General features: G+C 65.6%; 22 protein-coding genes. 18 read left to right on the forward strand and 4 right to left on the reverse strand.

The annotated features are described in order from the left end of the window. Positions 1-9 precede the first annotated feature (9 nt). From rseP to AKI39_RS10850, 9 genes are all read left to right on the forward strand, one after another. On the forward strand, positions 10-1,344 hold the full coding sequence (gene rseP / locus AKI39_RS10810; protein WP_066635470.1) for an RIP metalloprotease RseP: 1,335 nt from the start codon (positions 10-12) through the stop codon (positions 1,342-1,344). 121 nt (positions 1,345-1,465) lie between these two features. Further along, on the forward strand, positions 1,466-3,799 hold the full coding sequence (gene bamA / locus AKI39_RS10815; RefSeq protein WP_083228768.1) for an outer membrane protein assembly factor BamA: 2,334 nt from the start codon (positions 1,466-1,468) through the stop codon (positions 3,797-3,799). Between the two features lie 101 nt (positions 3,800-3,900). Beyond that, entirely contained in the window at positions 3,901-4,458 is a 558-nt protein-coding gene (locus tag AKI39_RS10820) for an OmpH family outer membrane protein (RefSeq protein WP_066635472.1), read from the forward strand. A gap of 9 nt (positions 4,459-4,467) precedes the next feature. Continuing rightward, positions 4,468-5,562 carry a UDP-3-O-(3-hydroxymyristoyl)glucosamine N-acyltransferase gene (gene lpxD / locus AKI39_RS10825; RefSeq protein WP_066635474.1) on the forward strand — a complete coding sequence of 365 codons (1,095 nt, stop codon included), beginning with the start codon at positions 4,468-4,470 and terminating at the stop codon, positions 5,560-5,562. A gap of 59 nt (positions 5,563-5,621) precedes the next feature. After that, positions 5,622-6,083, forward strand: coding sequence for a 3-hydroxyacyl-ACP dehydratase FabZ (gene fabZ / locus AKI39_RS10830; RefSeq protein ID WP_066635476.1), 462 nt, complete (start codon positions 5,622-5,624; stop codon positions 6,081-6,083). Continuing rightward, a complete protein-coding gene (lpxA, locus tag AKI39_RS10835) occupies positions 6,084-6,878 on the forward strand; it encodes an acyl-ACP--UDP-N-acetylglucosamine O-acyltransferase (protein WP_066635483.1) in 795 nt (264 codons plus the stop codon). Beyond that, positions 6,875-8,215, forward strand: coding sequence for a lipid-A-disaccharide synthase (gene lpxB, locus AKI39_RS25815; RefSeq protein ID WP_066635486.1), 1,341 nt, complete (start codon positions 6,875-6,877; stop codon positions 8,213-8,215). Before lpxA ends, lpxB begins: the two co-directional genes overlap by 4 nt. After that, positions 8,202-8,810: a ribonuclease HII gene (gene rnhB / locus AKI39_RS10845; RefSeq protein WP_066635489.1), complete on the forward strand. Its 609-nt coding sequence runs from the start codon at positions 8,202-8,204 to the stop codon at positions 8,808-8,810. The genes lpxB and rnhB overlap by 14 nt, the downstream gene beginning before the upstream one ends. Beyond that, the gene (locus tag AKI39_RS10850) at positions 8,807-9,598 is read left to right on the forward strand and encodes a TrmH family RNA methyltransferase (protein WP_066635491.1); all 792 of its coding nucleotides are present in this window, start codon (positions 8,807-8,809) and stop codon (positions 9,596-9,598) included. Before rnhB ends, AKI39_RS10850 begins: the two co-directional genes overlap by 4 nt. A 25-nt stretch (positions 9,599-9,623) precedes the next feature. Here AKI39_RS10850 and ppsR read toward each other — a convergent pair whose 3' ends face one another. Continuing rightward, on the reverse strand, positions 9,624-10,457 hold the full coding sequence (ppsR, locus tag AKI39_RS10855; protein WP_066635492.1) for a posphoenolpyruvate synthetase regulatory kinase/phosphorylase PpsR: 834 nt from the start codon (positions 10,455-10,457) through the stop codon (positions 9,624-9,626). Positions 10,458-10,616: 159 nt separating this feature from the next. Between ppsR and ppsA the strand changes: the two genes are divergently transcribed. Continuing rightward, positions 10,617-12,980 carry a phosphoenolpyruvate synthase gene (gene ppsA, locus AKI39_RS10860; protein WP_066635496.1) on the forward strand — a complete coding sequence of 788 codons (2,364 nt, stop codon included), beginning with the start codon at positions 10,617-10,619 and terminating at the stop codon, positions 12,978-12,980. Between the two features lie 454 nt (positions 12,981-13,434). Here the strand turns inward: ppsA and AKI39_RS10865 are convergent, their stop codons facing one another. Then, on the reverse strand, positions 13,435-14,283 hold the full coding sequence (locus AKI39_RS10865; protein ID WP_066635502.1) for a bifunctional transcriptional activator/DNA repair enzyme AdaA: 849 nt from the start codon (positions 14,281-14,283) through the stop codon (positions 13,435-13,437). Positions 14,284-14,548: 265 nt separating this feature from the next. Further along, complete coding sequence (locus AKI39_RS10870; RefSeq protein WP_066635505.1) at positions 14,549-15,262, reverse strand: glutamine amidotransferase; 714 nt, start codon at positions 15,260-15,262, stop codon at positions 14,549-14,551. Between the two features lie 191 nt (positions 15,263-15,453). Here AKI39_RS10870 and AKI39_RS10875 point away from each other — a divergent pair, with 191 nt between their 5' ends. Genes AKI39_RS10875 through AKI39_RS10885 form a run of 3 tightly spaced genes read left to right on the forward strand, consistent with a single transcriptional unit; the run spans position 15,454 to position 18,025 of the window. After that, positions 15,454-15,900, forward strand: coding sequence for an NfeD family protein (locus tag AKI39_RS10875; RefSeq protein WP_066635507.1), 447 nt, complete (start codon positions 15,454-15,456; stop codon positions 15,898-15,900). 4 nt (positions 15,901-15,904) lie between these two features. Beyond that, positions 15,905-16,828, forward strand: coding sequence for an SPFH domain-containing protein (locus AKI39_RS10880; protein ID WP_066635508.1), 924 nt, complete (start codon positions 15,905-15,907; stop codon positions 16,826-16,828). Between the two features lie 48 nt (positions 16,829-16,876). Further along, on the forward strand, positions 16,877-18,025 hold the full coding sequence (locus tag AKI39_RS10885) for a GGDEF domain-containing protein (RefSeq protein ID WP_066635510.1): 1,149 nt from the start codon (positions 16,877-16,879) through the stop codon (positions 18,023-18,025). Between the two features lie 101 nt (positions 18,026-18,126). Here the strand turns inward: AKI39_RS10885 and smpB are convergent, their stop codons facing one another. Then, a complete protein-coding gene (smpB, locus tag AKI39_RS10890) occupies positions 18,127-18,597 on the reverse strand; it encodes an SsrA-binding protein SmpB (RefSeq protein ID WP_066635512.1) in 471 nt (156 codons plus the stop codon). A 180-nt stretch (positions 18,598-18,777) separates the two neighbouring features. Here smpB and AKI39_RS10895 point away from each other — a divergent pair, with 180 nt between their 5' ends. From AKI39_RS10895 to mmsB, 5 genes are all read left to right on the forward strand, one after another. Then, entirely contained in the window at positions 18,778-19,212 is a 435-nt protein-coding gene (locus AKI39_RS10895) for a type II toxin-antitoxin system RatA family toxin (protein WP_066635515.1), read from the forward strand. After that, positions 19,202-19,543 carry an RnfH family protein gene (locus AKI39_RS10900; protein WP_066635526.1) on the forward strand — a complete coding sequence of 114 codons (342 nt, stop codon included), beginning with the start codon at positions 19,202-19,204 and terminating at the stop codon, positions 19,541-19,543. Before AKI39_RS10895 ends, AKI39_RS10900 begins: the two co-directional genes overlap by 11 nt. Positions 19,544-19,805: 262 nt before the next feature. Continuing rightward, entirely contained in the window at positions 19,806-20,960 is a 1,155-nt protein-coding gene (locus AKI39_RS10905) for an acyl-CoA dehydrogenase family protein (RefSeq protein ID WP_066635529.1), read from the forward strand. Further along, on the forward strand, positions 20,957-22,138 hold the full coding sequence (locus AKI39_RS10910) for an enoyl-CoA hydratase/isomerase family protein (RefSeq protein WP_066635531.1): 1,182 nt from the start codon (positions 20,957-20,959) through the stop codon (positions 22,136-22,138). Before AKI39_RS10905 ends, AKI39_RS10910 begins: the two co-directional genes overlap by 4 nt. A gap of 78 nt (positions 22,139-22,216) precedes the next feature. After that, on the forward strand, positions 22,217-23,101 hold the full coding sequence (gene mmsB, locus AKI39_RS10915) for a 3-hydroxyisobutyrate dehydrogenase (protein WP_066635533.1): 885 nt from the start codon (positions 22,217-22,219) through the stop codon (positions 23,099-23,101). Positions 23,102-23,202 lie beyond the last annotated feature (101 nt).

The following is a 23,202-nucleotide window of genomic DNA, read 5'->3' on the forward strand; positions in this document are numbered from 1 at the left end:
ACACGCCCCATGCTTTTCACCTTGCTGGCCTTCGCCGTCGCGCTGGGCATTCTGATCACTTTCCATGAACTCGGGCACTATTGGGCGGCGCGCCTGTGCGGCGTGCGGGTGCTGCGGTTCTCCATCGGATTCGGCAAGGTTCTCCTGCGCCGGGTAGACCGTCATGGCACCGAGTGGGCGGTATCGGCGATTCCGCTGGGCGGCTACGTCAAGATGCAGGACGATCCGCCACCCGGCGCCACCCCGGAGGAGGCCGCCACGGCTTTCCATCCGCAGCCGGTGGGCAAGCGCATCCTGATCGTCGTGGCGGGCCCGGTCTTCAACCTGATCCTCGCCGTTTTCCTCTATGCCGGCCTGAACCTGGCCGGCGTGGACGAGCCGGCCGCCTACGTGGCACAGCCGGCCGCCGGTACGGCGGCGGCCCGGGCCGGTTTCCAGGCGGGTGACGAGATCGTGTCGATCGACGGCCAGGCCGTGAATTCGTGGAACGATGCCCGCTGGCAACTGATGGATCAGATTTCCACCGGCGGCCGCGTCCAGATCGGCGTGAAGACGGCGCATGGCGTCGCGCAGGAGCGCGATCTGACGCTGGGCGAAAGCCGCCTGGATCCGGCGCAGGGCGATCCGCTCGCGGTGGCCGGCTTGCGCCTGCAGGAACCCAAGCCCGTCGTGCGCGGCGTGATTGCCGGTGGCGCGGGCGAGCAGGCCGGCCTGCGCCCCGGCGATATCATCGTGGATGTCGGCGGCAGGCCCGCCCAGGACGTCGGCACGGTGGTGCGGGATGTGCAGCAGCGCACCGGACAGACCGTCCCGCTGCGCGTGCGGCGCGACGGCGCCGACGTCACCCTGACCGTGACGCCGCGGGCCGAGCGCGCCGAAAACGGCGAACTCGTGGGCCGCATCGGCGTGCAACTGGGCGGCGACGTCCCCATGGTGACGGTGCGCTATGGCCCGCTCGATAGCCTGTGGCAGGGCGCGACCCGCACGGCCGATACGGCGTGGTTCTCGCTGCGCATGATGGGCCGCATGGTGACGGGCGCTGTATCGTGGCGCAATATCAGCGGCCCGGTCACCATCGCCGACTACGCGGGCCAGACCGCGCGCGTGGGCCTGGCGGCGTACATCGCCTACCTGGCCTTGATAAGTATCAGCCTGGGCGTGTTGAACCTGCTGCCCATTCCCATGCTGGATGGTGGACACCTGCTGTACTACCTGATCGAAATCGTGCGCGGCAGCCCGCCGCCCTCGCGTTGGCTGGACATCGGCCAGCGCGCCGGCCTGGGCCTGCTGGCCGGGCTCATGGGCCTGGCGCTTTTCAATGATTTCGCCCGCCTTTTTACCTAGCGGATTTGCGTGCGGCCCGCGCGGGGCCGTCTGCGCCTTTCACTTAGGCGGGTTCTGCCTTAAAATCCTCCGCCATTTGCACCAATAACTCCGCCTTTTGGACCATCAAGGATCCCCCAGGATGTTTTTCCGCTGGATGTTTAAGCCCAACAAGGGTATTTGGGCGGGCATTATCGCCATGCTGCTGCTGTTGCCGGCACTGGCGCACGCCTTCGAACCCTTTGTCGTCAAGGACATTCGCGTGGAGGGCATTCAGCGTATCGATGCCGGCACGGTCTTCGGCTATCTGCCCTTCAAGGTCGGCGATACGTTCACCGAGGACACCGCCACCGAGGCCGTGCGGCGCTTGTACGGCAGCGGCTTCTTCAGCGACGTACGCATCGATACCAATAACAACGTCGTCGTTGTCGTGGTGCAGGAGCGCGCCACCATCGCCTCCATCACCTTCAATGGCATGCGCGAATTCGACAGCAAGGCGATCCTGGAGTCGCTGCGCAACGTCGGCTTCGCGGAAGGGCGCATCTTCGACCGGTCCATGCTCGAACGCGCCGAACTCGAACTCAAGCAGCAGTACATGTCCAAGGGCAAGTACGGCGTGGAGGTCACCTCCACGGTGACCCCGTTGCCGCGCAACCGCGTCGGTATCAGCTTCGACGTCTTCGAAGGCGACGTGGCCAAGATCCGCGAGATCCATTTCGTCGGCAACAAGGCCTTCTCGCAGAGCGAACTGCTGGACCAGATCCAGATGACCACGCCCGGCTGGCTGACCTGGTACACCGACACCGACAAGTATTCGCGCGAAAAGCTGGAGGGCGACGTCGAACGCATCCGCTCCTTCTACCTGGATCGCGGCTATCTGGAAGTGGCCATCGAACCGCCGCAGGTGACGATCTCCCCGGATCGCAAGAACATCTACATTACCTACACGGTGCACGAAGGCGAGCCCTACAAGGTCCGCAGCGTCAAGCTGGCCGGCAATCTGCTGGGCCTGGACAAGCAGATCGACGCGCTGTTGCAGATCAAGCCGGGTGAAACCTTCTCCGCCGCCAAGACCAACGATAGCGCGAAGGCCATCACGGATTACCTGGGCGAACTCGGCTATGCCTTCGCCAACGTCAATCCGAACCCGCAGCTGGACCGCGCCAAGCACGAGGCGGACCTGACGTTCTACGTCGATCCGAGCCGGCGCGTGTATGTGCGCCGCATCCAGATCGGCGGCAATACCCGCACGCGGGACGAAGTCATCCGCCGCGAAATGCGCCAGGAAGAAGCCGCGTGGTACGACGCCGGCGACATCAAGATGTCGCGCGACCGTATCGACCGCCTGGGGTATTTCAACGACGTCAACGTCAAGACCGATCCGGTGCCGGGTTCGCCCGACCAGGTCGACGTCAACGTGGACGTCAAGGAAAAGCCCACCGGCATGGTCAACCTGGGGGTGGGCTACGGCTCCACGGACCGCGCCATCTTCAGCGCCGGCATCAGCGAGGACAACGTATTCGGCAGCGGCACCAACCTGACGCTGCAGCTGAACACCAGCAAGACCAACCGCGCCGCGGTGCTGTCGCATACCGACCCGTATTGGACCAAGGACGGCATCAGCCGGACCACCTCGCTGTACTACCGCCAGACCCGCCCGTTCATCGACAACGACGGCGAGTACCGTGTGGACACGATGGGCCTGGGCATGAACTTCGGTGTGCCCATCTCGGAATACGACCGCATCATCCTGGGCGCGTCCTTCGAGCGTAACCGGGTCCACCTGAACGGCGATTCGCCGCTGGCCTACCAGCAGTATGTTGACCAGTACGGCGACTCGACCAACGCGGTGCTGCTGACGACCGGCTGGAACAAGGACACCCGCGACAGCGCCCTGGCGCCCACCAAGGGCTACTTCACCAAGTTGCAGGCCAACGTGTCCACGCTGGACCTGAAGTACACGATGCTGTCCGCGCAGCAGCAGTACTACCTGCCGCTGGGCCGCAGCTATACCCTCGCGCTGAACGGCATGGTCGACTGGGGCACCGCCTACGGCGGCAAGGATTTCCCGGTCATCAAGGACGTGTACGCCGGGGGTATCGGGTCGGTGCGCGGCTACGAGGGCGCCTCGCTGGGCCCGCGCGATTCCCTGACGGGCGACTACCTGGGCGGCGCGCGCCGTATGGTGGCCAACGCGCAGCTGTACCTGCCGTTCCCCGGGGCAACCAAGGACAAGACGCTGCGCTGGTTCCTGTTCACCGACGCGGGGCGGGTGCAGCCGGGTAACGGCATGACCTGCACGGGCGGCAAGAACAACGAAGTCGAGGATCCCTGCGGATGGCGCTATTCGGCCGGTGTCGGCCTGTCGTGGCAATCGCCCCTTGGCCCGCTGCAACTGTCCTACGGCCATCCGCTCAACGCGAAGCCGGGCGATGACACCCAGACGTTCCAGTTCCAGATCGGCACTGGTTTCTAAACGCAAGTCAAAGGTGGCCGGATGTTTCCGGCCGTCCATGACGGCGCAAGTTTAGTGGCACAATAGCGCTTTGCTTGACCTTATCGGAAGGTGAAATTTTCATGATGTCTATTTTCGTACGCAAATTGTCCCGTTCATCGCGCAAAAGCCCCGTCTCCCTCGCGGCTGTGCTGGCGCTGGCGGGCGCGCTGCTGCTGGGCGCGTCGTACGCGGCGCCCGCTGCTGCGCAAGGGACGAAAATCGGCTTCGTCAATACCGAGCGCATCCTGCGCGAATCGGGTCCGGCCCGTGCCGCCCAGGCGAAGATCGAAGCGGAATTCAAGTCGCGCGACGCGGATCTGCAGCGCATGGCGACCAACCTGCGCACCCAGGCAGAGAAATTCGACAAGGACGCGCCGGTGCTGTCGGAATCCGATCGCGCGAAGCGCCAGCGCGACCTGAGTAATATGGACGGAGACCTGCAACGCCGTCGCCGCGAATTCCAGGAAGATTTCAACCGCCGCCGCAACGAAGAGTTCTCGGCCATCGTGCAGAAGGCCAATGCGGCCATCAAGAACATCGCCGAAAAAGAGAACTATGACTTGATCGTGCAGGACGCGGTAACGGTCAGCCCGCGCGTGGATATCACGGATAAAGTGATCCAGGCCCTTGGCAAGTAAGCGTCGCCCATGCCGGTTCTGCTAGATCCCACTCGCGCGCCGTTACTTGACGAGCTGTTGGCGGATACCGACACCCAAGGCCTCACGTGGCACATCAGCGTCCCGCCCGGCGGGACGCCTCCCCGGATACAAGGGTTGGGCACGCTGGCTTCCTCGGGACCGGCTGAAATCAGTTTTCTTTCCAATCCCCGCTACCAGAGCCAACTGCCCGCGACGCACGCGGGCGCGGTCATCGTCACGCTGGACGTGGAGCAGGCGCTAGCGGCTCAGTCTCCCGCGCCCGGGTTCGCCCGGGTCGTCACCGGCAATCCCTATCTGCTGTATGCCCGCATCGCCCAGTGGTTCGATCGCGCGCGCCAGCCGGCCTTGCCGGCCGGGGTTCACGCGTCGGCCGTGGTCGCGGATGACGCGGTACTCGAAGCCGGCGTGCGCATCGGCCCGCATTGCGTGATCGAAGCGGGCGTGCGCATCGGGCGGGATAGCGTGCTCGGTCCGGGTTGCGTCATCGGCGCCCGCTCGTCCATCGGTGCCGGCGCGCTGCTGCACGCGCGGGTGACCTTGTATGCAGGCGTAACGGTCGGAGCGCGTGCCATCATCCATGCCGGCGCCGTCCTGGGCGCCGACGGCTTCGGTTTCGCCCCCGACCCGGCACGGGGCAGGGGCGCCTGGGGCAAGATTCCGCAGTTCGGCGGGGTGAAGGTGGGCGACGATGTTGAAATCGGCGCCAACACGACCATCGACCGGGGCGCGCTGGAAGACACCGTCATCGGCGACGGCGTCAAGCTGGACAACCAGATCATGGTCGCGCACAACGTGCGGATCGGGGCCCACACCGCGGTTGCCGCCTGCGTCGGCATCGCCGGGTCCACGACGATAGGCGAGCGCTGCACCATCGGCGGCGCATCCATGCTGTCCGGCCATCTTACGCTGGCCGACGACGTGCATATTTCGGGTGGCACCGCCATTACGTCGAATATTTCCAAACCTGGGCGCTACACAGGGGTGTATCCGTATGCGGAACACGGCGACTGGCAGCGCAACGCCGCTGTCATCCAGCAGCTGGGACAGCTGCGGCGCCGCGTGCGGACACTCGAACAGGGATAACACCACGTGCATGGCTGTCGCGGCATGCCGTAAAAGAATTGCAATGCAGGAACATACTCATGGAACTCGACATTAAGGGGATCCTGGATCGCTTGCCGCATCGGTATCCGATGCTGTTGATCGACCGCGTGATCGACATTCAGCCCGGCAAATCCATCGTCGCCTTGAAGAACGTTTCGATCAACGAACCGTTCTTCACCGGACATTTCCCTCATCATCCCGTCATGCCTGGCGTCCTGATACTGGAAGCCATGGCGCAGGCGGCCGCGCTGTTTTCGTTTTCGGATGAATCCGCGCTGAAGAACGACGACGCGTCGGGGGTGTCCACGGTCTATTACTTCGTCGGCATCGACGGCGCGCGCTTTCGCCGTCCCGTCCTTCCGGGCGACCAGCTGCGTATCGAAGTCGATGCCGAGCGGCTGAGCCGCAGCATCTGCAAGTACGCGGGACGCGCCCTGGTAGACGGGCAGTTGGTCGCCGAAGCCAAGCTCATGTGTGCCATCCGCAGCCTGGAAGCATAAATGACCGGTCACATCCATCCCACCGCCGTCGTCGACCCGGCCGCCGAGATCGACACTTCCGTTGTCATCGGCCCTTACAGCGTGATCGGGCCGCAGGTTCGCATTGGTGCAGGGACAGAGATCGGATCGCATTGTGTCATCGACGGCGCCACGACCATCGGGCGGGATAACCGCTTCTACCGGTTCTGCTCCATCGGCGGCATGCCGCAGGACAAGAAATACGACGGCGAGCCCACCCGGCTGGAAATCGGCGACCGCAACATGGTGCGTGAATACACCACGTTCAACACCGGTACGGTCCAGGATGGCGGGGTCACCACCGTGGGCAGCGACAACTGGATCATGGCCTATGTGCACATCGCGCATGATTGCCATGTAGGCAGCAACACCATCCTGGCCAACGGCGTGCAGCTGGGCGGGCATGTGCGGGTGGGCGACTGGGCGATCCTGGGCGGCCTGACCGGCGTGCACCAGTTCAGCACCATCGGCGCACACAGCATGACCGGTGGGAACAGCTCGCTGATGCAGGATACGCCGCCCTATGTGCTGGCGGCGGGCAACCCCTGCCGGCCGGTCGGCGTCAACGTCGAAGGGCTGAAGCGCCGCGGTTTTTCGCCGGCGGTCATATCGGCGCTGCGCGATGCCTACAAGGCCATCTACCGGCGCGGCCTGTCGCTGGAGGAAGCGCGGGCAGAGCTCCGCGCACGCCAGGAAAGCGAACCGGAAACGCGCGAAGTCCTGCAGGTCATGCTGGACTTCCTGGATCAATCGCGCCGCGGCATCATCCGGCCGTGACGGTGCGCATCGGCATGGTCGCCGGCGAACCCTCCGGGGACCTGCTGGCCGGCCGCATCATCGAAGGCCTGCGTGCCCATGATCCCTCGGTGGCCTGCGCGGGCATCGGCGGTCCGCGCATGCAGGCCCGCGGATTCGAAAGCTGGCATCCCATGCATGCGCTGACCGTCTTCGGCTATGTCGACGCGCTCAAGCGCATTCCCAGCCTGCTGGCAATCTACGGCGACGTGAAGCGGCGCATGCTGGCCGAACCGCCCTCGGTATTCGTGGGCATCGACGCGCCGGACTTCAACCTGAAGCTGGAACTGCAGTTGCGGCAGGCGGGTGTTCCGACCGTGCATTTCGTCGGGCCGTCCATCTGGGCATGGCGCTACGATCGCATTCACCGGATCCGCCAGGCCGTTTCCCATATGCTGGTGCTGTTTCCCTTCGAAGTCGACATCTATCGCAAGGAAGGCATCCCGGTCACCTATGTGGGACATCCCCTGGCCGGGACCATTCCCGTGACGCCGGATCGCGGTGCCGCGCGCGCCCGCTTGGGCATTGCGGGTGGCGCCCGCGTCCTGGCCATGCTGCCGGGCAGCCGTTCATCCGAGATCCGCGTGCTGGCCCCGCGTTTCCTGCAGGCGCTGCAACGCCTGCAGGCGCGCGATCCCGCGCTGCAATGCGTGGTGCCTATGGTCAATGCCGCGCGCCGCGCGGAATTCGAGCATTTTCTGCGGCAGCACCCGGTAAAGAACCTGCGCATCGTCACGGCCGAAGACCTCCTCCCGGCGGCCCAGGGCAGTGCTGCGCCCGCCTCGGGCGGCAACGCTTCCGCTGCGGCGGACGCGCGCGAGCCAGCCCCGGCGGCCAACCCTGCCGCGCCGGCGCTGGGCGGCGGCCTTGCCGCCACGCCGGGTGCGGTGTCCGGCCACGACGGCGGCACTTCGGCGCCGCCGGTGGCGTGGACGGTGATGGAGGCCGCGGACGCGGTCCTGGTGGCCAGCGGCACGGCGACGCTGGAAGCCGCGCTGTACAAGCGCCCCATGGTTATCTCTTATGTGCTGTCGCCCTGGATGCGACGTATCATGGCGTGGAAATCCGGGCAGCAGCGTCCCTATCTGCCTTGGGTAGGCCTGCCGAATGTGCTGCTGCGCGACTTCGCGGTCCCGGAGCTCCTGCAGGACGACGCCACGCCCGACAAACTGGCGGAAGCCACCTGGCGGGCGCTTACCGACGAGGCGGCGGCGGCGCGGATCCAGGCACGCTTCACGACCCTGCACGCGGACCTGCTGCGCGACACGCCGGCACTGGCGGCGCAGGCCATAAGCGAGGTAGCGCATGGCGCAACATGACATGTTCGGCGACGAAGGCCTGCGCGACGTCATCATTACGGGGGTCGATGAGGCTGGCCGGGGCCCGCTGGCGGGTGCCGTCTATGCCGCCGCCGTCATTCTGGACCCGGCGCGTCCCATCGACGGGCTGGCGGATTCCAAGGTGCTGACGGCGCCACGCCGCGAAGAACTGGCCCTGGAGATCAAGGAGTACGCCCTGGCCTATTGCGTGGCCAGCGCCAGCGTCAAGGAAATCGACTCGCTGAACATCCTGCGCGCCTCGCTGCTGGCGATGCGGCGGGCGGTGCTGGGCCTGGGCATCAAGCCCGGGCTTGCGCTGGTGGACGGCAACCAGCCGCCGCGCCTGCCGTGCGGGGTCAAGACCGTGATCCAGGGTGACGCCCTGGTGCCGGCGATCTCCGCGGCGTCCATCCTGGCCAAGACCGCGCGCGATGCCGACCTGGTACGGCTGCACGGCGTGTATCCCAATTATGGTTTCGACCAGCACAAGGGCTACGGTACCGCGATGCATCTGGAGCGCCTGCGCGAGCATGGCCCATGTCCGGAACATCGGCGCAGCTTTTCGCCGGTCCGGGATCTGTTGATCGATACATGAAGCACATCGCCTCGCGCGACAACCCGCTGGTCAAGTCCTTGCATCGCATCGCCGCGACGGGCGGACGGCGCGAATCCCAGGTGTTGCTGGATGGCGTGCATCTGTGCCAGGCATGGCTGCGACACCATGGCGCACCGCAGCGCGCGCTGTTCGATGCCGCGCGGCTGGCGCAGCCGGAAATCGCCGAGCTTGTCTCGGCATTGCCCACCGACATCTGCGTCGGCCTGGAAACCCGCCTGCTGAGCGGCCTGGCCAGCGTGGAAAGCGACCAGGGCGTGGCTTTCCTGGTGCAGCCGCCGCAACCGGCGCTGCCGCCCCGGATCGATGAAACCTGTGTCCTGCTGGACCACGTGCAGGATCCCGGCAACGTCGGCACGTTGATACGCACCTGCGCCGCCGCCGGCATACGCCGCATCCTGCTGTCCGAGGGCTGTGCCGCGGCCTGGTCGCCCAAGGTGCTGCGCAGCGCCCAAGGCGCGCATTTCGCGGTCGAGCTGCACGAACGGCTCGACCTGGCGCAGGTATTGCCGCGTCTGGACGTGCCGCTCGTCGCCACCGCGCTGCAGGAATCGATTTCGCTCTACGACGCCAATCTGCCCCCGTGTTGCGCCTGGGTCTTCGGCCACGAAGGGCAGGGCATCGATGCCGCGCTGCTGGGCGCGGCGGATTTGCGGGTGCGCATCCCGCATGACGTTCAAGCCGTCGAATCGCTGAACGTCGCGGTCGCCGCCGCCATCTGCCTGTTCGAGCAGCGGCGCCGCTTTCCGGGCGTACCCGCCGCGGAGTAGCGCGGCAGACCCGGGCCGGCGCGGTTCAGTAGGCGCCGCGGTCCAGTCCCACTTCCTGCAGTACCGTCGTGGAGATCTCCTCGATGGACTTGGTGGTCGTGGACAGCCATTCGATACCTTCGCGGCGCATCAGGCGTTCGGCTTCCGCGACCTCGTAGCGGCACTGCTCGATCGACGCGTACTGACTGTTGGGCCGGCGCTCGTGGCGCACCTCCGCCAGCCGTTCGGGCTGGATCGACAGACCGAAGAGCTTGGCCCGGTGCGGGGCGAGGGTGCTGGGCAGGACCCCGCGTTCGAAATCGTCGGGGATCAGGGGGAAGTTGGCGGCCTTGATCGCGTACTGCATCGCCAGGTACAGGCTGGTGGGCGTTTTGCCGCAGCGTGAGACGCCGACCAGGATGACGTCGGCCTGGCCCAGGTTTGTAACGAATTGACCGTCATCGTGGGACAGGCTGAAATTGATGGCGTCGATGCGGTTCCGATATTTCTCGCTGTTGGCCGCCATGTGCGAGCGGCCGATGGAATGGCTGGACTTCAGGCCCAGTTCCTGTTCGATGTGGCTAACAAACGTTCCAAACAGATCCAGGAAGATACCGTTGGCCTGACGTACCCGCGCCATGATTTCCGGGTGCACGAGCGTACTGAACACGATGGGCTGCATGCCGGTTTCGGCCGCATTGCGGTCGATCCGCAGGGCAGCTTCCTCGGCCTTCTGCAGCGTGTCCACGAAGGGCAGGCGGATTTGCCGGAAATTCACGTTCTCGAACTGGGCCAATACGGAATGGCTGAAGGTCTCGGCCGTGATGCCGGTGCTGTCCGAGACGATGTATACAGTCCGTTCGAGCGGTGTGCTGGTCATATGTAAAAAATTCCGACGAGGCTGGAGGGGAGGCGGATCCTACCGAGTACAATCAGGCCCCGATAAGTCACCCCAATGCGGTCCCAAGGCCAGTTTGGCCAGCGCGCGTTTCGCGCCCTGACCAAACTCGCTTTCTTTCCATTGTAAAAGGTGACTTCAATGTCGTACGTCGTTTCGTTCGAGCAGCTCCGCATGGCGGATGTGGACTCGGTAGGAGGCAAGAACGCATCACTCGGAGAAATGATCAGCCAGCTGGCGGGCGCAGGTGTGCGTGTGCCCGGCGGCTTCGCGACCACGGCCGAGGCCTTCCGCGATTTCCTGAAGTCGTCGGGCCTGGACAAGCGCATCGCCGATCGTCTCGTCTCCCTCAATCCCGAAGATGTGCGTGAACTGGCGACGGCCGGCGCGGAAATCCGCCAGTGGCTTATCGACGCCCCGTTTTCCGCCGAATTCGAACAGCAGATTCGTACCGCCTTCGCCGCGCTGGACGCCGACGGCAAGGGCTCGTTCGCGGTCCGTTCGTCGGCCACCGCCGAGGACCTGCCGGACGCTTCCTTTGCCGGCCAGCAGGAAACCTTCCTGAACGTGGTGGGCATCGAAGACGTGCTCGACAAGATCCGCCACGTCTTTGCCTCGCTGTACAACGATCGCGCCATCTCCTATCGCGTGCACAAGGGCTATGCGCACGCCGACGTGGCCTTGTCCGCGGGTGTGCAGCGCATGGTGCGCTCGGACAAGGGCAGCGCCGGCGTGATGTTCACCATCGACACCGAATCCGGGTTCAAGGATGTGGTGTTCATCACCTCGTCCTACGGCCTGGGCGAGACCGTCGTGCAGGGCGCCGTCAACCCGGACGAGTTCTATGTGTTCAAGCCCACGCTGGAAAAAGGCCTGTACCCCATCGTCGGCCGCCGCATCGGTTCCAAGCTGATCAAGATGGAATTCGATCCGGAGCGTCCGCAGGGTCGTGCCGTGCGCACGGTGGATGTGCCGGTGTCGGAGCGCAACCGCTACTCGCTGACCGATGAAGAGGTCACCGAACTCGCGCGCTATGCGGTGATCATCGAAAAGCACTACGGCCGTCCCATGGATATCGAATGGGGTCGCGACGGCGTGGATGGCAAGCTGTACATCCTGCAGGCACGTCCGGAGACCGTGAAGTCGCAGCAGAACGGCAACGAGGTGCAGCAGCGCTACCGCCTGAAGGCCACCGGCCGCGTGGTGGTGACCGGCCGCGCCATCGGCCAGAAGATCGGAGCGGGGCCGGTGCGCATCGTCGCCGACGTGTCGGAGATGGACAAGGTGCAGCCGGGCGACGTGCTCGTGACCGACATGACCGATCCCAACTGGGAGCCGGTGATGAAGCGTGCCGCCGCCATCGTGACCAACCGCGGCGGCCGCACTTGCCATGCCGCCATCATCGCGCGCGAACTGGGCATTCCGGCGGTGGTGGGATGCGCCACGGCCACCGACGACCTGAAGGAAGGCCAGGCGGTAACCGTCTCGTGCGCGGAAGGCGATGAAGGCCGCATCTACGACGGCCTGATCGAGACCGAGGTCGAGGAAGTGCGCCGCGGCGAAATGCCGGCGATCGACGTGAAGATCATGATGAACGTCGGCAACCCCCAGCTGGCCTTCGACTTCGCGCAGATTCCCAACGAGGGCGTGGGACTGGCGCGCCTGGAGTTCATCATCAACAACAACATCGGCATCCATCCCAAGGCGGTGCTGGACTATCCCAACGTCGATCCCGAGCTGAAGAAAGCCGTGGAATCGGCGGCGCGCGGCTATGCCAGCCCGCGTGCCTTCTTCGTCGAAAAACTGGCCGAAGGCATCGCCACCATCGCTTCGGCGTTCTGGCCCAAGCCCGTCATCGTGCGCCTGTCCGACTTCAAGTCCAACGAATACCGCAAGCTGGTCGGCGGTTCGCGCTACGAGCCGGAAGAGGAAAACCCCATGCTGGGTTTCCGCGGCGCGTCGCGCTACATCGCCGAGGAATTCGGCGAGTGCTTCCGCATGGAATGCGAGGCCCTGAAGCGGGTGCGCGGCGACATGGGGCTGACCAATGTCGAGATCATGGTTCCCTTCGTGCGCACCTTGAACCAGGCCGCGCGCGTGGTGGACTTGCTGGGCAAGAACGGCCTGAAGCGTGGCGAGAATGAGCTGAAGCTCATCATGATGTGCGAAGTCCCGTCCAACGCGATCCTGGCCGATCAGTTCCTGGATTACTTCGACGGCTTCTCCATCGGCTCGAACGACATGACCCAGCTGACGCTGGGCCTGGACCGCGATTCGGGCATGGAACTGCTGGCGGCCGACTTCGACGAACGCGACGAGGCCGTCAAGTTCATGCTGCGTCGTGCCATCCAGGCTTGCCTGGCGAAGGGCAAGTACGTCGGCATTTGCGGGCAGGGCCCCAGCGATCATCCGGATTTCGCTCAGTGGCTGAAGGATGAAGGCATCCTGTCGATGTCCCTGAACCCGGATACGGTGGTCGATACCTGGCAGCGCCTGGCCGGCTGATCGGTCCCTGCGGCGCGGCCTTGTGGCCGCGCCGGCCATGCTTCTCCTGGATGGCAGGCCGCAGCGCGGCGGCCCGTCTATCAATAATGGAGTAATCATGGTCTTGCCTATCGGTACCGCTACCCCCACTACTGTGGCGGTGGATCCTCAATCGAATTGGACAGCTTGGAACAGGTGGGCCCCCCCCATTGGACGCACCACACCCGTTCGCCCTTTCATGGTCCGTGGTGGAGAGCCATACGGTGCTGGGTTCGGCAGACGGGCAGCCTGGGCAAGAAGGCTCCATGGCGACGTTTGGCGTTAGGGATATCGATCGCTCCCCTTGTATCTGGCCCTGACGGACGCCTTTGTCGCCATATTCCGGCCATCGGCCTTGTCTACCAAGGGAAAGCAGCCGCCAGAGGACGTAGTCGGTATTCCCGTGTAATCGTCGCCGGTACATCCAGCGCGGGGATCAAGCTTTGTTGGCCTGGTCCTCCCGCTTGAGCAGTTCGGCCTTGCGCGCGATTCCCCATCGATATCCGGCCGGCAGGCCGTCGGTGCGGACGACGCGGTGGCAAGGAATGGCCAGGGCGATTGCGTTGGTGGCGCAGGCGCGCGCCACCGCGCGCACGGCGGTCGGGGCGCCGATACGCCGCGCGATATCGGCGTAGGATGCCGTGCTGCCCATCGGGATATCGCGCAGGGCTTCCCAGACCCGTTGCTGGAAGGCCGTGCCGCGCACGTCCAGGGGTAAGGAAAGCCCCAGGCCGGGGTTCTCGACGAAGCCCACCACCTGGGCCACCCACTGTTCGAATTCTTCATCGCCGCCCTCCAGGGTGGCGAGTGCGAACCGGTCCTGCAGGTTCTTCACCAGCGCCTGGGGATCGTCGTCCAGGGCAATCTGGCATATGCCCTTGTCCGTGGCGGCCACCAGCAGCGCACCCAGCGAGCATTGCGCGACGGCGAAACGGATGCGCACACCCGCGCCGCGCCGCCGAAATTCCGTCGGCGTCATGCCCAGCATGGCGGGCATGCTTTCGTAGAATCGGCCGCTCGAATTGAAGCCCGCTTCGTAGATGGCGTCGGTCACCGACCGGCCGTGGTCCAACTCCTTACGGGCCCGCGATGCCCGCACGGCCTTGGCGTAAGCCTTGGGCGTGATTCCTGTGACGGCCTTGAAGACGCGATGGAAATGGAAACGGCTCATGCCGGCCTGTTCGGCCAGGGCGGCAAGGTCCATCGCCTCGCCCGATTCCATGGCGCGGCAGGCCTGCTCGACCAGGGCCGCGTGGGGATGCACGGGTGGAGCGGGATGGTTCATGGAACGCGCCGTGGGAGGAGGTGCCATCATCGTACCTCGCATCGCTGTGTCCTTTATTCACCGTCACGGCCACAGGATGACGGATGCGGACGCCGCCCGCACTCCGGTTTTTGCGGTGTCCCGTCCCAGCTCACGGCGCCGCACCGCCCGCACCACAAAAATCCGCCATATCCCGATCCAGGACACCGCGGATCCGGCTCCGCCAGTCCGCGAGCGTCGCCCCCTTGAGGGGGGAAGCGCGCAGCGCTTCGGGGGGTGACTACCTCTACCCGTGCAGTTCCAGGAAGCGGCGCAACAGGGTGGCTGCTTCCGGCGTGGGGCGGACATCCCGCTTCAGCGCGGCGACGTCGAGGTTTTCGGCGGCGTACTTGGCCGTGTTGCGCTCCAGGTTGGCCAGCACGAATTCCGGGGGAAATTCCGGGTGGAACTGGGTGGACACGATGGCGGGGCCCAGGCGCAGCATCTGGTGCGCATCCAAGGCGGAACTGGCCAGCACGATTGCGCCGGGCGGCGGCTGGATGACGGACTGCATGTGCATCGTCTGCGCGGCAAAGGGGCGCGGCAGGTCCGCCAACAGGGGATCTTCGGCCAGGTGCTGGATCATGTGGGTGCCCACCTCGCGGCCGGCGGGGTTGTAGCCCACTTGGCCGCCCAGGGCATGCGCCAGCAGTTGATGGCCGTAGCAGATGCCGAACATGGGCAGGCCCTGGGCGGCCGCCTTGCGCAGCCACAGCGCGGTCTGCTCGCTCCAGGGCGCGCGGTCCGTCACCATGGCGGGAGAGCCGGTAATGAAGGCGGCGCGGTAGCGCGCGGGGTCCTCGGGTTGTTCGCCCAGGTAGACGGGGACGACGCGGACGTCGTCCGGCGCCAGGCCGGCGGCCCGGCGCACGAAACCGGCATAGCTGTCGTGGACGGTTTTGACGGCGTCTTCGGGATCGCCGGTATGGATGATGAGAACGGGCAGGTCGATAGCGGTCATGATGGTGTCGTCGCCACGAAAGGACGGGCGGTGGACGATGATAATGTAGTGCGGACGAGGACCCGTTGAAGCAGCGTTGAGGCGGCTTTTTTGCGGAGTACCCCGCGCCATGCGCCAATATGCTGTTCCATGCTCCCTAATCTCTGCAAAATCGTACAATCGGTCGCTAACTGCAAGAAAGGGCGCGTGCGATGTGGATATGGTTCGGGCTGGCGGTGCTGGCGCTCATCGGGGAAGTCGCCACGGGCACGTTTTATCTGCTGCTTGTCGCCACCGGCCTGGCGGCGGGCGGCGTTGCCGCGGTGGGCGGTCTGGCGCTGGAAGGCCAGTTGATCGTCTGCGGGGCGATCGTGATCGCCGGCCTGCTAGTGCTGCGCGCCAGCGGCGTGTTGACCAGACGCGGGGTCGATGCCCATCGCAATGCCGACGTCAACATGGACATCGGCCAGGTCGTGACGGTGGCCGACTGGGGCGGCGCGCGCACGGCAAGAGTCGCGTATCGCGGCGCCCGCTGGGATGTCGTGCTGGCGCCCGGCTGCGACCCCGTCGCTGGCGAACAGGTTATCACGGAGGTGCGGGGCAGCCGGTTGATCGTCAAGCCGCGACGCCTCCATTCTTCTTCTTCCGTACAAGGCTGAGGCCATGCTAGATTTTTCCACCATCGTCCTGATCATCGTCGTCCTTCTCGCCATCCTCATCGTCGTGAAGTCGATCGCGATCGTGCCCCAGCAGCATGCGTGGGTGGTGGAGCGCCTGGGCAAGTTCGACCGTGTCCTGTCGCCGGGCGCGGGTTTCGTCATCCCCTTCGTCGAACGCGTTGCCTACAAGCATTCGCTGAAGGAAATCCCGCTGGATGTGCCCAGCCAGGTGTGCATCACGCGAGACAATACGCAGCTGCAGGTGGATGGCGTGCTGTATTTCCAGGTCACCGACCCGATGCGCGCCTCGTATGGTTCGTCCAACTATATTTCCGCGATTACGCAGCTGTCGCAGACGACGCTGCGTTCGGTCATCGGCAAGATGGAACTCGATCGTACTTTCGAAGAACGTGAGTTCATCAATACGACCATCGTCGCTTCGCTGGACGAGGCCGCGCTCAACTGGGGCGTGAAGGTGCTGCGCTACGAGATCAAGGACCTGACGCCGCCCAATGAAATCCTGCGCTCCATGCAGGCGCAGATCACGGCGGAGCGCGAAAAGCGCGCGCTGATCGCCGCGTCCGAGGGCCGCCGGCAGGAACAGATCAATATCGCCACCGGCGAGCGCGAAGCCGCAATTGCCCGTTCCGAAGGCGAAAAGCAGGCGCAGATCAACCAGGCCCAGGGCGAGGCCGCCGCGGTGCTGGCGATTGCCGAAGCCACCGCGCGCGCGGTGACCCAGGTGGCCGAAGCCATACGCCAGCCCGGCGGCATGGAGGCGGTCAACCTGCGCGTGGCCGAACGCTATGTCGAGGCCTTCGGCAACGTGGCCCAGAAGGGCAACACGCTGATCCTGCCGGCCAACCTGGCCGACGTGGGCGGGCTGATCGCATCGGCGATGTCCATCGTCAAGTCGACCCAGAAATAGGGCAGCGGCCGGCTTACCCACGCCGATTCCCGCGCGGCGCGCTTGTCCATGTCCCCCTCCGTCGTTCTGCTCATACTTACGGCGCTGACCAACTGCCTGATGCTGGCGGTGCTGGGATCGTTGGCGCGCAGCGGTATCCGGGGCATACGCGAAGCGATACGCGGGGCCTTGCTGGTTTTTGTGTCGCTGGTCGGTTTTGCGGCGCAGGCGGCGCTGCCGCCCATCCTGGGCATCGTGCTGGCCAATTTCCTGATGGCGACCGGCGTCGCGTATTTCTACGCGGCGGTCCTGCTTTTCTTCGGTCGCAAGGTGCCGTATCGGTTGCTGGTGGCCGGGGTGGCCGCCACGACGCTGGGCATCGTCCTGTTCTGGTATGTCTGGCGCGATACCGATGCGCGCATCCTGATCGTATCGATCCTGCACAGCGTACTGATGGGGGCCACGGCCCTTGCCATCCAGCGCGAACGTCCGCGGCATCGTCCCGTCTATCCGTATGGATTCGCGCTGGCGGTGGCGTGGTTCGAGGCGATAGGCCATGCGGTGCGCGGCGTGGTCTACGGCATCCGTTGGGAAGTCATGCCCGAACTGTCCGTCGATACCCCGCTGCACATGGTGTTCCTGTCCATCGGCGTGCTGGTGGTGCCGAGCCTGACGCTGGGCATGGTGATGATGGTGCACGACCGCATGCTGGAAGAACGGGAAAGCGAGGCCAATACGGATTCCCTGACCGGCATGCTGGCGCGCAAGGCCTGGTGGCTGTTGGCGGACAAGACGCTGGTCCGCGCCCAGCGCGCCGACCAGCGTCTATCGCTGCTGATGCTGGACATCGACCATTTCAAGGACGTGAACGATACGCATGGACACGCCCTGGGCGACGCGGTGCTGAAGCAGTTCGGCAAGCTCGCCGTCACGGCGCTGCGGCAGGAAGATATCGTCGGCCGGTTGGGCGGCGAAGAATTCGCGGCGCTGTTTCCCGGCACACGCATCGATGCGGCGGCGTTCGCGACGAATCGCCTGCTGGACGCGGTGCGCGGCGCCCCGTGCACCCATGGCGAAGGGGTGATTCCCTATACCTTCAGCGGCGGCCTGGTGGAGTGGGACGGCGAGGAAACCCTCGAGGCGCTGGTGCAGCGCGCCGATCGCGCGCTCTATGCGGCCAAACTGGACGGCCGCGATCGCGTGGTGGTGGTCCGGTAGGCAAAGCCCGGCGCCGCGTGGTGGTGGGTCAGGCAGGCGGACGGCCGTGACCGTGGGTGGTGGTCCCGTCCATGCAGGCGCTCATGCCCCTGCGACCCCTGTCAGGACTCCGTGCGGCGCGGACCGCGGGTGTCGTGCTTCATTATGCGTTCCTTTTCGCGCGCCCAGTCCTTGTCCCGTGCCGTATCGCGCTTGTCGTGCAGCTTCTTGCCGCGGCCCAGCGCGAAATCGAGTTTGACGCGTCCCGCCTTGTAGTGCAGGTTCAGGGGCACCAGGGTGTAGCCGCGCTGTTCCACTTTGCCGATCAGCTTGCTGATTTCCTCGCCATGCAGCAGCAGCTTGCGGGTGCGTGCCGCGTCCGGGTGGATGTGCGTGGACGCCGTGGGCAGGGGGCTGACGTGCATGCCGATGATGAACAACTCGCCGTCGCGCACGATGACGTAGCTTTCGCTGAGCTGGACGCGTCCCTCGCGTATCGCCTTCACTTCCCAACCCTGCAGGACCAGGCCGGCCTCGTAGCGGTCTTCGATGAAATATTCGTGGGATGCCTTGCGGTTTTCGATAATGCTCATTTGGCTCCGGCGCGGAACGCCGCGGATGGGATCTTGCGGAACGCCGCGGGATAGGGCGTTGTTGCGTGGGGCCTGTGGGGGCCGCGCGGGTAGACGGCTTGCCGCCCCTTGCCGGCTGGTCGCGGCGCCGTCCGCGTATAGCCGGTAAAATCTTGCCATTCTAGCGATTTGCGACCGTCGATGCACAAAGTCCAGCGTTCCGTTCTTGTCCCTTACAGCGATGCCCAGATGTTCGAGCTGGTTGCCGGTGTGGAACACTACCCGGAATTCATGCCGTGGTGCGGGGGAGCCGAAGTCCTGTCCCGCGACGAACACGGCATGCAGGCGTCCATTACCATCAGCTTCGCGGGCATCAAGCAGCGCTTCACGACGCGGAACACGCATGTGTTTCCCGAGCGCATCGATCTTGCGCTGGTGGATGGGCCGTTTTCCATGCTGGAGGGCCATTGGCAGTTCCAGTCGCTGGCGGCGGACGCCTGCAAGGTGTTGTTCACCATGGAATACGAGTTTTCGAACCGCGCGCTGGAAGCGCTGGTCGGCCCTGTGTTCAACCGCATCGCGAGCAGCTTCATCGATTCCTTCACCAAGCGCGCCCAGGCGGTCCATGGGGAATGAGACGCCCGCGATGACGGTGTGGGTGGTTTACGCGCGGCCGCACCAGGCATGGCGCCGCCAGGTCGACCTGCCAGCCGGGGCGACGGTCGCCCAGGCCTTGGCCGCCAGCGGTTTTACCCAGGCATTTCCGGACGTGGACCCATGGCAGGCGGGGGTCGGCGTGTTCGGCCGCCGCGTGCAGCCGGGGCACTCCCTGTCCGGCGGGGATCGCGTGGAAATCTACCGAGCCCTGGTTTTCGATCCCATGGAGTCGCGTCGCCGGCGGGCGGCGCACCGGGCGCGCAAATCCCCCGGCGCGCGGCCGCCGCGCACGCCCAAGGCACCGCGCTAGGGGCTGTCGACGCCAGAAGGAACCGCGCACGGCGATCCCGCCCGACAGGCGGGTCAATTCGGTCTTACAGCGGACAACGGCGCGTGGACCGTCGAGGATCCCCGCATTGCGGGGGGCTCGATGCCACCGGCATTTCTGCGTCGATCGGCGAACCAGGTATTGTCATTGCCTTTCCGTTTACGTTAACGTAAAGAGATCGATAACGTCGGGCCGCACGCGTACCCCGCGGGCCGCGGCCGGCCGCTTGGAGGAGACCGGGATCATGGACATGCAATTGAGCGACGAGCAGCAGGCCTTTGCCCAGGCGGCACGCGAATTCGCCATGGGAGAGCTGGCGCCGCACGCGGCCCGTTGGGACGCCGAAGGCATCTTCCCGAAATCGACCTTCCACCGTGCGGGCGAACTGGGTTTTTGCGGTCTGTACGCGCCGCAGGACATCGGCGGACTTGGACTGCCGCGCCTGGACGCCACGCTGGTGTTCGAGGAAATGGCGGCGGTCGATCCGTCGACGACGGCCTTCCTGACCATCCACAACATGGCGGCCTGGATGGTCGGTACCTGGGGGCAGCCGGCATTGCGCCAGACCTGGGGGCCGCTGCTGTGTTCCGGCAGCCGCCTGGCCTCGTACTGCCTGACGGAACCCGGATCGGGTTCGGACGCGGCGTCGCTGCGCACGCGCGCGGACGAAGACGGTGCCGAGTACGTCCTGAACGGATCGAAGGCATTCATTTCCGGTGGCGGCGATACGGACCTCCTGATTGTCATGGCGCGTACCGGCGGCGGTGGCGCGGGCGGCGTCAGTGCCTTCGCCGTGCCGGCGGACAGCGCCGGCATTGCCTACGGGCGCAAGGAAGAAAAGATGGGGTGGAACAGCCAGTCCACGCGCGCCATCACCTTCGAGAATGTGCGCGTGCCGGCGGACCATATGCTGGGCGAGCCCGGGCAAGGCTTCAAGATCGCCATGCGTGGGCTGGACGGCGGCCGCATCAATATCGCGACGTGTTCGGTGGGCGCGGCCCAGGGGGCGCTGGACGCGGCGCGCCGCTATATGCGCGAGCGCCGGCAGTTCGGCGCGCCGCTGGCTGACTTCCAGGCGCTTCAGTTCAAGCTCGCGGACATGGCGACGCACCTGGTGGCGGCGCGCCAGATGGTGCGCCTGGCGGCCTGCAAGCTGGACAGTGGTTCGCCCGACGCTGGTGCGTATTGCGCGATGGCCAAGCGCTTCGCCACCGACATGGGGTTCCAGGTGTGCCTGGACGCGCAGCAGATACACGGCGGTTACGGTTATCTGAAAGACTATCCATTGGAACGCCTCGTGCGCGATACTCGCGTGCATCAGATCCTGGAGGGCACCAACGAGATCATGCGTGTGATCGTGGCCCGCCAGCTGTTGGAGAAGGGAGCAGACTTGCGATGAACGAGCCGGTGCTTTTCGAGGAACGTCCGACCGAAAACGGGATGCGCATAGGCGTGGCCACGCTGAATGTGCCGCAGACATTGAATGGCCTGTCGCTGGACATGGCCCACATGCTGGACCAGCGCCTGGCGGCCTGGGCGGCGGATCCGCGCGTGGCGGTGGTGGTGCTGCAGGGCGCGGGCGACAAGGCCTTCTGCGCGGGCGGCGATCTGCACGGCCTGTATCGCAGCATGCGCGAAGCACCGCCCAGCGATCCGTGGGCAAACCGCTACGCGCGGGAGTTCTTCGAAGTCGAATACCGGTTGGATTACCGCATCCATGCCTATCCGAAACCGGTCCTGTGCTGGGGTAATGGTTTTGTCATGGGCGGTGGCATCGGCCTCATGATGGGCGCGAGCCATCGCGTGGTCAGCGAGACCGCCAAGCTGGCCATGCCGGAAATCAGCATCGGCCTTTTCCCGGACGTCGGCGGCAGCTGGCTGCTGAATCGCATGCCGGGCAATGCGGGGGTGTTCCTGGCCCTTACCGGCGCGCAGCTGAATCCTGCCGATGCCTTTTTTGCCGGGCTGGCGGATTTCCATGTCCGGCAGGCCGACTGGCCGCATCTGCTGGACCAGCTGCAGACGCTGCCCTGGGCAGGCAGCGCGGGGTCCATCGGCGTCGGCGAGGAAGGGCGGAACTTCGCGCCGCGCTCCATCAACGACGGCCTGCTGCGCCAGGCCTTGCTTGCCCTGGAGCCGGCGGAGGGCCTGGCGCCCGGTCCGCTGAAGCAGCATTCCTTCCAGATCAACCAGCTTTGCGCCGGTACCGATCTGGAGGAAATCTACGAGAACATTGCCTCCCTGGCCGAGCATGACACTCCCTGGCTGTCGAAGGCCGCGCGCACGATGCTGGCCGGGTCGCCGGGCACGGCGCGGCTGGCCTTCACGCTGCTGCTGCGCATGCGGCAGCGATCACTGGAGGACGTGTTCCGCGCCGAATACGTGGCGGCGCTGCAGGCGGCCGCGCACGGTGACTTCGCGGAAGGCATCCGCGCCTTGCTGATCGACAAGGACCGCAAGCCGCGCTGGAACCCGGCGACCATCGAAGCGGCGGACAAGCAATGGGTGCTGAAGTTCTTCGAGGAGCCCTGGCCGGAAGGCCAGCCGCATCCCCTGGCGGACCTGGGCGAGCCATAGGCAGGATGCGCCGGATCGCCGGACAGATGGGATGACGCGCGGCGGCCGGATGCCGATAACCAAGCAAAGGAGACAGCCGTGAGCAAGATCGCATTCATCGGGTTGGGCAACATGGGCGCGCCGATGGCCTTGAACCTGGTCAAGGCGGGCCGCGAACTGGCGGTTCACGACCTGGTTCCGGCCAGCATGGACAGGCTGGCGCAGGCCGGCGCGCAGGCCGCGGCGTCGGCCCGCGACGCGGTGTCGGGCGCCGACATCGTCATCACCATGCTGCCCGCCAGCCAGCACGTCGACAGCCTGTACCTGGGCGACGATCTGCTGGCACACATCGATCCGCAGGCCTTGGTGATCGAGTGCAGCACCATCGCGCCGGAGACTGCGCGCAAGGTGGCGGCCGCCGCGCGGGCACGCGGCATATCGATGCTGGATGCGCCGGTGTCGGGCGGCACCGCCGGGGCGGCCGCGGGCACGCTGACCTTCATCGTGGGCGGCGAGGCGGACGCGCTGGCGCGCGCGCGGCCCGTGCTGGAGCAAATGGGCAAGAACATCTTCCACGCGGGGCCGGCGGGCGCGGGTCAAGTGGCAAAGATATGCAACAACATGCTGCTCGGCGTCCTGATGGCCGGCACCGCCGAAGCGCTGGCACTGGGCGTGGCCAACGGCCTGGACCCCAAAGTGCTTTCAGACATCATCGCCAAGAGCTCGGGCCGCAACTGGGCCACCGAACTGTACAACCCCTGGCCAGGGGTGATGGATCATGCGCCGGCGTCCAAGGGCTATGCCGGAGGATTCGGCAGCGATCTCATGCTGAAGGACCTGGGCCTGGCAGCGGAGGCCGCGCAGGCTACCCGTGCCGCCATTCCGCTGGGTGCGCTGGCCCGGAATCTGTACGCCATGCATGGGTCCGCGGGGCATGGCAAGCTGGATTTTTCCAGCATCCTGAAACTGTACAAGCCGGATTGAGCGGTTCGGCGTAGTATCTCGGCGATTCGTCCGCTTGCCCCTGCCGGGTCACGGCCCCGGGAGGGCAACGCTCGTTTTCGTATCGACAGGTCCGAGGTACC

This window comes from Bordetella sp. H567 (assembly GCF_001704295.1).
Classification (GTDB): domain Bacteria; phylum Pseudomonadota; class Gammaproteobacteria; order Burkholderiales; family Burkholderiaceae_B; genus Bordetella_C.

Excerpts from the sequence above, each read along its gene's own strand:
- rseP (WP_066635470.1), top strand. The coding sequence starts at position 10 with ATGCTTTTCACCTTGCTGGCCTTCGCCGTCGCGCTGGGCATTCTGATC.
- bamA (WP_083228768.1), top strand. The coding sequence starts at position 1,466 with ATGTTTTTCCGCTGGATGTTTAAGCCCAACAAGGGTATTTGGGCGGGC.
- AKI39_RS10820 (WP_066635472.1), top strand. The coding sequence starts at position 3,901 with ATGATGTCTATTTTCGTACGCAAATTGTCCCGTTCATCGCGCAAAAGC.
- lpxD (WP_066635474.1), top strand. The coding sequence starts at position 4,468 with ATGCCGGTTCTGCTAGATCCCACTCGCGCGCCGTTACTTGACGAGCTG.
- fabZ (WP_066635476.1), top strand. The coding sequence starts at position 5,622 with ATGGAACTCGACATTAAGGGGATCCTGGATCGCTTGCCGCATCGGTAT.
- lpxA (WP_066635483.1), top strand. The coding sequence starts at position 6,084 with ATGACCGGTCACATCCATCCCACCGCCGTCGTCGACCCGGCCGCCGAG.
- rnhB (WP_066635489.1), top strand. The coding sequence starts at position 8,202 with ATGGCGCAACATGACATGTTCGGCGACGAAGGCCTGCGCGACGTCATC.
- AKI39_RS10850 (WP_066635491.1), top strand. The coding sequence starts at position 8,807 with ATGAAGCACATCGCCTCGCGCGACAACCCGCTGGTCAAGTCCTTGCAT.
- ppsR (WP_066635492.1), bottom strand. The coding sequence starts at position 10,457 with ATGACCAGCACACCGCTCGAACGGACTGTATACATCGTCTCGGACAGC.
- ppsA (WP_066635496.1), top strand. The coding sequence starts at position 10,617 with ATGTCGTACGTCGTTTCGTTCGAGCAGCTCCGCATGGCGGATGTGGAC.
- AKI39_RS10865 (WP_066635502.1), bottom strand. The coding sequence starts at position 14,283 with ATGAACCATCCCGCTCCACCCGTGCATCCCCACGCGGCCCTGGTCGAG.
- AKI39_RS10870 (WP_066635505.1), bottom strand. The coding sequence starts at position 15,262 with ATGACCGCTATCGACCTGCCCGTTCTCATCATCCATACCGGCGATCCC.
- AKI39_RS10875 (WP_066635507.1), top strand. The coding sequence starts at position 15,454 with ATGTGGATATGGTTCGGGCTGGCGGTGCTGGCGCTCATCGGGGAAGTC.
- AKI39_RS10880 (WP_066635508.1), top strand. The coding sequence starts at position 15,905 with ATGCTAGATTTTTCCACCATCGTCCTGATCATCGTCGTCCTTCTCGCC.
- AKI39_RS10885 (WP_066635510.1), top strand. The coding sequence starts at position 16,877 with ATGTCCCCCTCCGTCGTTCTGCTCATACTTACGGCGCTGACCAACTGC.
- smpB (WP_066635512.1), bottom strand. The coding sequence starts at position 18,597 with ATGAGCATTATCGAAAACCGCAAGGCATCCCACGAATATTTCATCGAA.
- AKI39_RS10895 (WP_066635515.1), top strand. The coding sequence starts at position 18,778 with ATGCACAAAGTCCAGCGTTCCGTTCTTGTCCCTTACAGCGATGCCCAG.
- AKI39_RS10900 (WP_066635526.1), top strand. The coding sequence starts at position 19,202 with ATGGGGAATGAGACGCCCGCGATGACGGTGTGGGTGGTTTACGCGCGG.
- AKI39_RS10905 (WP_066635529.1), top strand. The coding sequence starts at position 19,806 with ATGGACATGCAATTGAGCGACGAGCAGCAGGCCTTTGCCCAGGCGGCA.
- AKI39_RS10910 (WP_066635531.1), top strand. The coding sequence starts at position 20,957 with ATGAACGAGCCGGTGCTTTTCGAGGAACGTCCGACCGAAAACGGGATG.